Source organism: Helicobacter salomonis, assembly GCF_017979425.1.
Taxonomy (GTDB): Bacteria; Campylobacterota; Campylobacteria; order Campylobacterales; family Helicobacteraceae; genus Helicobacter; species Helicobacter salomonis.
The window spans coordinates 37831-48700 of sequence record NZ_JAERIS010000009.1; the positions used below are offsets into that span (position 1 = coordinate 37831).

Below are 10870 nucleotides of genomic sequence, written 5' to 3' on the forward strand. Positions count from 1 at the left end.
TTCTTTATTCGTCGTCATTATTCTGTTCTTCCAAGAAAATGGGGATTTGAGATCGGGGAGTGGCGTTAGAAGGCAAAGACATGGGTGTAAAGCTCAGGTTCTGAGGTGTGTAAATAGTGTTGGTGTAGATAATCTGGTTGTTGCGCAAGGGTTCGCTGAAATAACGCTCTTGCATACCATAGACACGCGTGAGCATGTGTTCTAGAGCGTTCACACTGGCATAACCCACCCAATCATAGGCCAAATTCACCCCCAAGATGGAGGCATATTGGTATAAGTATGGATTGATGGGGCCAATGGCACTTGCTAAATAGAAATGCTGGCGATCTTTGGGCTGGGTGAGCATGAAAAGAGCTAAATTGAAATTGATCTGAGAGGAGAGCAACATATGAGGGCGGTTAGTCCGAGAGAGGAGACTCATTTGAGAGAGGAGAAGCCCTGTTTTGACGATGGGAGTATTGAGCATCACCACGGAGCCCTTGAGATACTTGGCTTGATTTCTCAACTCGAAAGAAAAGCTACTGGCCTTTTTAAAGGTGATGGTGTCTTGGTGGAGAATGGGTGCACCTAGTTCCTGCACACTCTTGCCCAACATCGCGCCCCTAAAGCTATCGTCATTGTAAACCACCATGGGTTTGTGCCCGCTCAAGTCCACAAGCATGCTAATTTGTTTAGCAAAATCAATTCCCCCAAAAATCAGCGTAGAGGGCAGGTCCATGAGCTTTTCTAGCTGATCTTTGTGTGCGCTAGGCACGATGGTGGGCAGGCTTAGGGGCGTTTTACTGATGAGATTTTGCACCCCATGCTGTGTGAGCAGGGCGATCACAAAGGGAAAGTGTTCGGCCACAATGCTTTGATACGCTTGCTTTAAACTCTCGGAGTCTTCTTTTCTGCTGTCAAAGACTTTAAAGATAAAATTCTGCTCTTTGAGCGAAAGGTAAGCCAGAATAGCGTTGATCGCAGTGTTACTATACTTGCCCACCACTTCTTTAGGCACTAAGAGCGCAACCTTGTGTAAAGCACTTTGAGTGGGCTCTGTTTTGGTGTTATCTTGTGAGGCAATCGCTACCCTTGGGTTGAGAAGGTCGCTGATAATGGTGTAGTTGTCTTTGAGCTGAGCGTCTTCACTGGCTACATAGCGTGCCATGAAGGAAAAAATTTTGCCATCCGCATAAAGCCTTTTTAGACAATCCTCATTACAAGGCTCTAAGGGCATGACAATTTGTTTAACCGGAGGTAGGGGCGAGAGCATGCGCGGGCGCACACCCGCATGGACTAGGAGCGTGCTACACGCCAAGACAAGTAATGCTAATCTCAATTTTAGTCTTTGTGCTTTTTGAAAGCGTGAGGAGAGAGCATGTTTTCTGGCTGGAAGATTTCGGCTAGCTGTTCTTTGGTGAGGAGTTTGCGCTCCAATACGATGTCGTGCACAGACTTACCTGTGTCCAGGGCTTCTTTGGCAATTGAAGCAGATTTTTCATAGCCAATGTGAGGATTGAGCGCAGTAACAATGCCGATGCTGTTGAACACATAATCATGGCAGATTTTTTCATTGGCAGTGATACCATTGATACATTTTTCCACTAAAGTGCGGATGGCGCGATTCAACATCACAAAGGAATGGAAGAGTTTGTAGGCAATGACGGGTTCAAAGACATTGAGCTGTAATTGTCCTCCCTCAGCAGCCATAGCTACGGCTAGATCATTTCCAATGACAGAGAAACAGACCTGATTGACCACTTCGGGGATGACAGGATTGACTTTACCAGGCATGATAGAACTCCCCGGTTGCATTTTGGGCAGGTTGATTTCATTGAGACCCGCGCGCGGACCTGAACTCAAGAGGCGCAGATCGTTGCAAATTTTAGAGAGTTTGATCGCCACGCGTTTGAGCGCACCACTCACTTGCACATAAGAACCCGTGCTCTGGCTAGCTTCAATGAGATCGTGGGCAATAGTGAAAGGTCTGCCTGTTACTTCTTGGATTTTCTTTTCCACAATGCGTTTGTAATCAGGGTGGGAGTTAATGCCTGTTCCAATCGCTGTCCCACCTAAATTAATCACGCGCGTCCAGTTGCGTGCGTCTAAAATGTGCTGGATGTCCTTTTCTACCATCGACACAAAGGTTTCAAATTCTTGTCCTAGAGTCATGGGCACAGCATCTTGGAGCTGAGTGCGCCCCATTTTGAGAACATGGGCAAATTCTTTGGCCTTGCGAGCAAAGGCATCTTTGAGCACCTTGAGCACTTGGGTCATGTGGTCTAGGCGTTCGTAAATTGCAATCTTGAGTGCGCTAGGATAGGCATCATTAGTCGATTGTGATCGGTTCACATGATCATTGGGGTGGCAGTATTGGTATTCTCCCTTTTTATGCCCTAGATATTCTAGAGCAACATTGGCGATCACCTCGTTCATGTTCATGTTGGTGCTTGTGCCAGCGCCCCCTTGAATCATATCCACTACAAATTGATCTTGATACTCCCCATCGATGATCTTATCGCATGCATGGCAGATCGCATCTTTGATCTTGATCTCAATGAGGCCTAGTTCAGCATTGGCCAGTGCGGCAGCCTTTTTTACTTGCGCAAAGGAACGAATAAAAATGGGGTAATTCAGCAAGCGGTCATGGGTGATGTTGAAATTTTCCACAGCTCGCATGGTTTGAATCCCATAGTAGACACTATCGTCGATTTCCATCTCACCGATAAAATCGTGTTCTTTTCTAGTTGCCATTAAATCTCCCTTAGTATTAAAATTGAAACGCACTATTGTAGCCACTTAAGATTAATTATGGCCACAGCTAGATTTTAGGCATCACAAGTCGGCGTTTCCAGCCCGCCACAATAATGAGAACAAATGTTCCTGCCACGAAAAAGTAGAGGAAACTGGGGATGGGGATGGGATCGCCTGCTGCGTAGCTGTGCATGCCCGAGAGGTAGTAATTCACTCCAAAGTAGGTCATTAAAATAGAATAAAAGCCGATCACACTTGCGCTTGCAAAGACATAGGGCATGAATTCAAAGCGCAAAAAGCGCAGGTGCAAGATCACAGCATAAACAGCAATGGAGATCAGCGCCCATGTTTCCTTCGCATCCCAACCCCAATAACGCCCCCAAGACTCATTAGCCCACACGCCCCCTAAAAAATTCCCCACGCTCAACATCAAGAGCCCTAAGATCATACCCATTTCATTGATCGCACTCAAAGAGCAGATCGTACTATCGATATTAGGGCGTTTAGGACTTCTGAGCACGAAGAGTAAGAGGGTTAACACCCCTAAAATGAAGCACAATCCCAAAAAGCCATAGCTGGCTGTGATGATGGACACATGAATATTGAGCCAGTAGGATTTGAGCACGGGCACAAGATTGCCAATTTGAGGGTCCATAAACCCTAAATGTGCCACAAAAAGAGAGATACCTCCAAGAAAACTTGAGGCGCATAGGGCTAAATTGGAGCGCAAAATGAGCCCAGCTATAATGGCCGCCCATGCGATGTAGAGCATGGATTCGTAGGCATTGCTCCAGGGCGAGTGCTCGCTCACATACCAGCGTAACAAGAGACCGGCCGTGTGCGCTAACGCACAGAGCAAGAGCGCACCATAAAACCCCCAATGCACCCAAGCCTTTGGAGGCTTGTTTTGAAAAGTAGCGCTCAACACCACCACCAATAAAAGGAGTCCTAGCACAATATAGGGCAGAGTGAGCATGTTGAAGAAATTGCTATGGTTTAAGAAAATCTCTGCATCGACCTTAGAAGGACTTAGAGTTAAAGAGCTATGGGTGCGTTGGTAAGCACCAAGGACCTCTAAAGTGCGATTTACCTCTGTCCACTGGTTGGAATCCACGCCCGCATCAAAGCCTGTAAAGAGATCGCGCAAAATATCTTTAGCCGTCTTGGCTAGGTCTGCATCTGTGCTCTTGAGTGCGTCGGCAGGAGAGAGCCAAGTTGTAGAATGTTTTTCAGGAAAAACTTTTAAAATCGCCCCGCTGAAAATGGTATACATCCAATTGACGCGCTCATCAACTCTGAGCACATCTTTATCGAATTCATCGCGATCTTTGGGGGCTTTTTGGTTAATCTCTTCGACATAGTTTTGTAACTTATACCCATGGGGACCAAAGATGTCGATAAAAGCCACACGTGCTTGATTTTTGGGCACTCCCAGAATTTGGCGCAATTTAGGTGTAGAGGTGTAAATCATTTTGATGCTCTTGTAATCATCAGGATAGAGCATCAGCCCTAACATCACCTGGATATTGTCCATGCCCTTAAAACCATCCTGCTTGGTGATTTTATGGATGAGGTCCATGCTCAAAGTGTCTAGGGGCTTGATTCGCCCATCAAAACCTTGCACCTGTAGGCGTTGGAATAGTCTTAATTGTCCCTTGGAATGCGCCTTGAGATTTTTCATGCGCGTGATAATACCAGCATTGTGCGCGGCGACTTTTTGCTGTTCAAGCGCGGCCTTTCCCATGTCATTGAGGGGGGTGGGAGCACTCTTGCCCCCATGCATGTCGATTTTGCCCTCTTGAGCGCGCAAATGCACACCTCCAAAGCCCAGTGCGCACGCCAAGAGCAGGCCCGTAATTTTTTGGGACTTGAGAAAGAGGGATAGCCTCTGAAATCGCCCACTTCGACTAAAGAGAAGCGCAATCGCACCTAGAATTAAGCCCGCATAACCGATGTAGGTGATGGTCTTACCCGGGTCTTTATTGACAGAGAGAATGGTACCTTTTTCATCGCGATCGTAAGAAGTCTGGAAAAAGCGGTATCCGCCATAATCTAGGACATGATTCATAAAAATACGGTAAGGCTTGATGAGCTTGCCCTGGTCGTCTAAAATCTCCACTTCTGAGGCATAGGAAGAAGGACTCATGGAGCCTGGATAGCGCTCTAGCTCAAAGCGCTTGAGTTTGAGCGCAAAGGGGAGTTTTTTAGTCGTTACTCCCCAATTGATCGCAATGCGCACACCCGAGAAATCCGCACTCACGCTTTGACCTTCAATACCGGGCCCACCCGTGATAGCATACAGACGACTCTGCCCTCCATAAGTTACTTTCAGCTCTAAGAGGGCGCGGTTATCTTTTTTGTCTGCACTTTGTTTGCGCACACTTAAGGGTTCTAAAATTAAGGGCTGGTCATAAACCTGTATCCTTTCTATGGGCAAATGCCTAGAAAAGGGAGAGAGCTCGCTCTTAAGGGCGGTGTAAAATGGAGGAACATCCGGCTTGCTCACCTGGATATTCAAATAGGTGTCGCTGGTGGTGATGCTATTGCTTGTGGCTGCTTCGCGGATGTGCATGGTCGCCTCAAACCCAAAAAAGCGCGTGATCCCTGCGCCAACAATAATCACCACGAAGGAGAGATGAAAAAAAATACTTACCCAGCGTTTACGCTGGAAAGCTTTAGAAGTGATGAGTGATCCCAAAATGAGAACGAGCAAATAGGCGTGCAAAGCGTTAAACCACCAAGTGTGGTAAACCACAGCCTGGGCTGCAGGCGTGCCATAATCATTCTCAATAAAAGTTGCCAGTGCACAAGCAGTGGCATAAGTGATCATCACTGGAATCGCCGCCCAAAACGAACCTAAAAAAAAGCCTAAAAACGCCCTAAGCTGCATTGAGTTCCCTGGTGCGTTTTAAAATATAGGCACGGAGTTTTTGGATAAATTCCTTATCGTCCTTAATCCCCTCGTCCAAACCTTTACCGATAAATTCCAGGACAGCTAAAAATTGTTTATAGGGCATGTAGCCGGGGAGCTCGTAGATAGTCTTGCCATCGGGATTAGCAAACACAATGGTGGGAGTAGAGCCCACATCGTAAATGGAAGCTAGCTCGGATGTCGGGAGCTTGAACTCTTTATTGTGATGCACTCCTCCCACCTTAAAGCTATGCATTTTGGAATAACTGATGTTGATATAGTAAGCGCTGTAGTGGGCCTTAATGAAGTTCCTGAGGACCTCGTGCTTTTTAATGTCTTCTTTGAGCAATTCACAATACGAACAGCCATTTTTGCCAAAAACCAAGAGCATGTACTTGCCATTAGGAGCAATATTTTTGGTGTCTGAAAAGACATCTTCGAGCCCTGCATAGCTCTGTTTGTCTAAATTATTCGCTTCTTCGAGAGCTTGCGCAGAACTGCTACTGCCCTGGCTGATCATGCTCTCATCAATAGTATCGTCATCGGCAATAGCAAAACGTGTTAGGGAGAAGCAAGTCAAAAACAGCAAGAAAAACTTACGCATGATAAATCCTTTTTTAAAATTTTACTAGGGGCCCATTGTAGTCTTCTAGGGTAAAGCTTTAGCTTAGAATAGTGCGCGGCGTATGTGCGAGGAGGTCCAAGATGGCTTTGGCGAAGTCTGGTTGATCATTTAAACAGGGGCATACCAAGTATTCTTTGATAGCTAATCGCTCTGCATCAAGGCGGTATTGAATCTCCAATTCGTAGAGGGTTTCAGAATTATCAATGCTAAAGGCGAGGGGGTAGATAATGATATTGCTCTTGCGATGGGATTCGATCACCTCTGCTGTGCTGGGTTCTAGCCACTTCATAGGGCCTAACTTAGATTGGTAGGATAATTCCACATGTTTAAAGCGCAAGGAAGCTTGGACAAGCGCGCGCTTGAGTAAACTCACATGATGGACGCATTCGGCCTGGTAGGGATCACCCTCCAAAACTACGCGCTCGGGCAAGCCATGCACAGAAAAAATGAGTACAAAGTCCTCAGGTGGTCGCCCCTTTAGTGTGTTGGCAATGCTGTGCACAATGGCTTGATTATAAAGCGCATGCGTGTAAAAGCGCTCAATACTAGAGAGAGTAGGGGTATAGTTGAGTGTTTTGAGCGCATTCAAGGCATCTTGCATGGAAGAGAGTGTTGTAGTGGTGGAATACTGGGCATACATGGAAAAGAAGGTCAAATGTGTAAATCCCTGATCCTGCAATTGCGCTAGCACATCGAGGGCATAGGGAGGAGTGTAGCGCATCGCATAAGCATAATGTCGGCTGGGGTCTAGCGTGCGCAATCTCTGCACCAATTGTGCGCTGAGGGCCGAAATAGGAGATTTGCCCCCCAGACGCTCGTAAATGGCGCGCGACTTGGAAGCCCTACTTTTGACAATGAAGTGTGCGACCAGTTGACGCAGGCGTGCGTTTCTAATCGAGAGAATGCAGGGGTCATTAAACATATTGCGCAAAAATACCTCAACCTCTTGGAGGTTATTAGGCCCGCCCATGTTTAACAAAACAACAGCTTCTTGGAAATGTGAAGATATCAAAGTGTCCATGTCATTATTTCTAATCACAGCTAAAGTTAGGGGCTTTAGCACGCGGATGATAACAATAAAAGCCCAGTGAAAACCCGCGCAAACACAAACTCACGGGTCTTAGCGCCCCACTTTTCCTATTATACTACAATTTTGTGCTATTCATCTTAGAATAGGGCTTCCATGGTCTTGAATGCCCTGGTATAGAACCCATATAAAGAGAACACATGCAATTTAGTTACCATCCCCATGCAGGACAAAGCGAAATTATGGTCGAGGGAGAGCTTTACAGGCATCTGTATTTGAGTCGGCGCACGCAAGCGCAAGCTATCTTGCCATTTAGAAATCTTGAAGATAGCAATCTTTATCTTTATGCCCACACTAGCGTGCATAAAAAACGCGCATGCTTACATTTGTTGGAAACGCGCCATGCCCCCAAATGCCCCGCGCACCAAGTCCATTTGATTTGGGCACTCATCGCCCTTAAGGAGATAGAGCGCGTGTTACCCTACCTTAATCAAATGGGTGTGACTAAGATCAGTTTTTTCTACGCCCAATACAGCCAGCGGCAGGAATTATGGGGGACTCGCCAATTTGAACGGCTTAGAAAAATCTTGATTGCTTCTAACCAACAAAGTGGGCGCAGCGATTTGATGCGCCTGGAGCTATTGACAAGCACCCAGGAAGCTTTACAGATGTATCCAGAGGCCAAAATTTTAGATTTACAAGGTCGTAAAACCCCCCAGCCCAGCCATTTAGAACAGGGTATGCTCATCGGACCAGAGGGAGGATTTTCTACACAAGAACGCCAACTCTTTGAAACAAGAGAAATTTACAGCGCACCCAACTCCTTTATCTTAACAAGTGAGGGAGCGGCGTTGTGGCTTAGCACATTAGGGATGAGCTGATATTAAAAAGTGACAAGCCTCCGAAAGCTACATTGTCAAGAAATTGCACTCATCGATCAACTTTGCTAATAAGAGCTACAAAAAAGTGAAGAGGGTGTTCTCATGCTCACAATCTTCCTTTTACTAGTGCCAGCTATCTGGAAGATCATGGCAGTCCTTTGTGAACCGCCCCTCCCTAAAGGGAGGAGCTTCCTAACTAACTTCAAACTAGCGTTTCTGAGCTCGAAAGGCTTTGCTGTTTATAGTCCGCAAGGCTAGTCCCTAACCCAAAAGACTTACAGACCCACTGATATGGGCGGAGATCAGTTGCCAACCTGTCATCGTGCTAGTTTTTAGTGGCTAGAATGAGCGCATCCAACTCTGCCACATCAGGCTTTCACTAACCTCACTTACCTATTGCAAGGTTAGCCTTTCTTTTCTTAGAGTGCGCTTACATCTTAAGCCCTAAAGGGCGGAGTTTTACGCGCAATTTGGATAAAAACTGGGAGATTATTCCTCTTGAGAACTGTACCATCTCAAAATCCGTCTGCCAGGGGTCTTATGGTTTCTACGCCTAGAATTAATGTCTCAACTCTTACGCATTGTGCTTTTTACCACATGTAGCCAACTACCACCATAGCTTCAAGCTTGCGGGCCTTAGAGCGCGAGTGGTAAGAACACTAATGCTTGGTTAGAGTGGGGATATATCGCCTGTTTAAGGTGTTCAGCCTTAGCGCAATCCTCATGAGTAGCCCCTCTCCAATCTGTCTTACAGGCTTTTTGGTAGTAATAAAGTGCCTTTTTCAAGTCCTTAGTTACCCCTCTGCCATATTCATAGGCTTCTGCTCGGATGGAGAATTTGAGACAATTAGCATCATTACAATTATCGTGAAACTCTTCGCGATCCAATAAGTAGGCTGTTTGGTTGTGTTTGAGGGCTTTTTCAAATCTCTAGTCACCCCTTCATTGCCTGTAATACGCATCAGCACTCCCCATTTCCCCGCTCTTTTCAAGTATTCTAAGGCTTTATAGACATCTTGTTCCACTCCTTTAAGTCCACCAAGATGTAAAGACCCAGCCATGGCATAACCCTCCGCATAGCCTCTATCTCCTGCTTTTAAATAATACTCTAGGGTTTTTGTGTAATTTTCACTCTTAAAAGCTTTTTGTGCGATTGTAAAATCCAAAGCACCCTCCTTTGCCCACAAAAGTACCCATAGACCGACTAATAATACCCTGTATAAATCCTTAAAGCGCATATTTCTCCCAAGCATAACCCGATTTATCTTTGAGAGCTCAAAAGTATCGTGAGATACTCAATAATCTCTTTTACTTACATCAGCTTTATCATCACACTCTCTTATGATTGTGGTGTTGCAAACCAAATGGGCGAGGTTAGAGCGTGTTTGAATGAGTGCCACTTATGCTATGAATCGATTAATGCTGCTAGACGCGCAACTTTAACTATGGCTTTTTGGTGTAAAAGCAAAGAAAATTTTTAAGGCTACGGCGCATGAATAGCAAATGAAGCAAGCGAGCTTACGGGTATCTCTACATTGACTGAGATGGCTGGCAAAGCGAAAAGTGTGTAGGGTTTCAGATTAGGATCATGTTTCTGTGTGCTAGTATAAGGACACCCCTAAAGGGGTTAGGGAGGGAGAATAAAAATGAATTTACTGAATAGTTGGAGTGTAAGAAGAATGGTTTGGTCTAGGATTATTTGGTTGATCAGGAAATTGGGATTAAACTTTGGTTTTAAGGGAGATAAAGTGGTGAATGCGGATAAAGGTGATCTTAAAAAACAGTATTTTTCTATTGCTTCAGAGGCTGAGGTTAATGGAGATTATTCCAAAGCCTTGCAATACTACCAAAAGGCAGCAGATATGGAGCATGCTGTGGCTTACAATAATTTGGGGATTATGTATGCTAAGGGCCAAGGTGTGGTGCAAGACTTTTCTAAAGCCCTAGAGTATTATCAAAAAGCTGCGGATATGGGGGTTGCTGTGGCCTATGATAATTTAGCGGGTATGTGTGAATATGGTCAAGGTGTCCCTAGAGACTACAAAAAGGCTATTGAGTACTACCAAAAAGCAGCAGACATGGGAGTTGCTGCAGCTTGTTATAATTTGGGGGGTATATATGAATATGGTCAAGGTATTCCACAAGATTATCAAAAAGCTTTGCAATACTATCAAAAGGCAGCAGATATGGGGGATGCTAGTGCTTGCTGTAATTTAGGGTTCATGTATGAGAAAGGTCAAGGTGTTACACAGGACTATAAAAAGGCTTTTGAATATTATAAAAAGGGAGCGGATGGAGGACTTGCTGAGGCTTGGTATAACTTGGGGGTTATGTATGAATATGGACGTGGAGTTGGTCAGGATGAGTTGGTGGCGCGACAATATTACCAAAAGGCTTGTGATATGGGGGTTGAAAAGGGCTGTGATAGGGTAAAGCAGTTGAGCTGCCAGAACTAGGTTGGGGAGTGTATAAAATAGTTGTACCATTGAGAGTTACGAAAGCTGACCATGGTTTAATCTTGGTTGATGGTATAGGCAAACACTAGGATGAGCTCTAAACAATCAAAGTAGCTATGAAAAAGCCAACTTATTCGAATCATACCAATGTGCCCTAGAGTGTGAACCACCCACCAAAGACGACTGGACTTCTTGTTTCAACAATCCATAACTAGCTATATCCAGTATGTAGCCATA

9 protein-coding genes are annotated in these 10870 nt (G+C 45.4%); 2 read left to right on the top strand and 7 right to left on the bottom strand.

The genetic code is table 11. The features are described from left to right. Positions 1-4: 4 nt before the first annotated feature. From KCO92_RS03325 to hemH, 5 genes are all read right to left on the bottom strand, one after another. Complete coding sequence (locus KCO92_RS03325; RefSeq protein WP_233710433.1) at positions 5-1318, bottom strand: transposase; 1314 nt, start codon at positions 1316-1318, stop codon at positions 5-7. Positions 1319-1320: 2 nt separating this feature from the next. Then, a complete protein-coding gene (aspA, locus tag KCO92_RS03330) occupies positions 1321-2733 on the bottom strand; it encodes an aspartate ammonia-lyase (protein WP_104695233.1) in 1413 nt (470 codons plus the stop codon). Between the two features lie 67 nt (positions 2734-2800). After that, entirely contained in the window at positions 2801-5623 is a 2823-nt protein-coding gene (locus KCO92_RS03335) for a cytochrome c biogenesis protein CcsA (protein WP_104695232.1), read from the bottom strand. Then, positions 5613-6248, bottom strand: a complete 636-nt coding sequence (locus KCO92_RS03340; RefSeq protein ID WP_104695231.1) for a SoxW family protein — start codon at positions 6246-6248, stop codon at positions 5613-5615. Before KCO92_RS03340 ends, KCO92_RS03335 begins: the two co-directional genes overlap by 11 nt. 58 nt (positions 6249-6306) lie before the next feature. After that, entirely contained in the window at positions 6307-7290 is a 984-nt protein-coding gene (gene hemH, locus KCO92_RS03345) for a ferrochelatase (protein ID WP_104695230.1), read from the bottom strand. A 206-nt stretch (positions 7291-7496) separates the two neighbouring features. On the opposite strand from hemH, the gene KCO92_RS03350 reads away from it, so the two are divergent. Next, the gene (locus KCO92_RS03350) at positions 7497-8177 is read left to right on the top strand and encodes an RsmE family RNA methyltransferase (protein WP_104695229.1); all 681 of its coding nucleotides are present in this window, start codon (positions 7497-7499) and stop codon (positions 8175-8177) included. Positions 8178-8813: 636 nt separating this feature from the next. Here KCO92_RS03350 and KCO92_RS07670 read toward each other — a convergent pair. Together KCO92_RS07670 and KCO92_RS03355 are read right to left on the bottom strand one after the other, a co-directional pair. Beyond that, complete coding sequence (locus tag KCO92_RS07670; RefSeq protein ID WP_104695228.1) at positions 8814-9065, bottom strand: SEL1-like repeat protein; 252 nt, start codon at positions 9063-9065, stop codon at positions 8814-8816. Beyond that, the gene (locus tag KCO92_RS03355) at positions 8972-9343 is read right to left on the bottom strand and encodes an SEL1-like repeat protein (protein ID WP_158653546.1); all 372 of its coding nucleotides are present in this window, start codon (positions 9341-9343) and stop codon (positions 8972-8974) included. The genes KCO92_RS07670 and KCO92_RS03355 overlap by 94 nt, the downstream gene beginning before the upstream one ends. A 537-nt stretch (positions 9344-9880) precedes the next feature. Here KCO92_RS03355 and KCO92_RS03360 point away from each other — a divergent pair. Beyond that, positions 9881-10633 carry a tetratricopeptide repeat protein gene (locus KCO92_RS03360; RefSeq protein WP_158653545.1) on the top strand — a complete coding sequence of 251 codons (753 nt, stop codon included), beginning with the start codon at positions 9881-9883 and terminating at the stop codon, positions 10631-10633. Positions 10634-10870 lie beyond the last annotated feature (237 nt).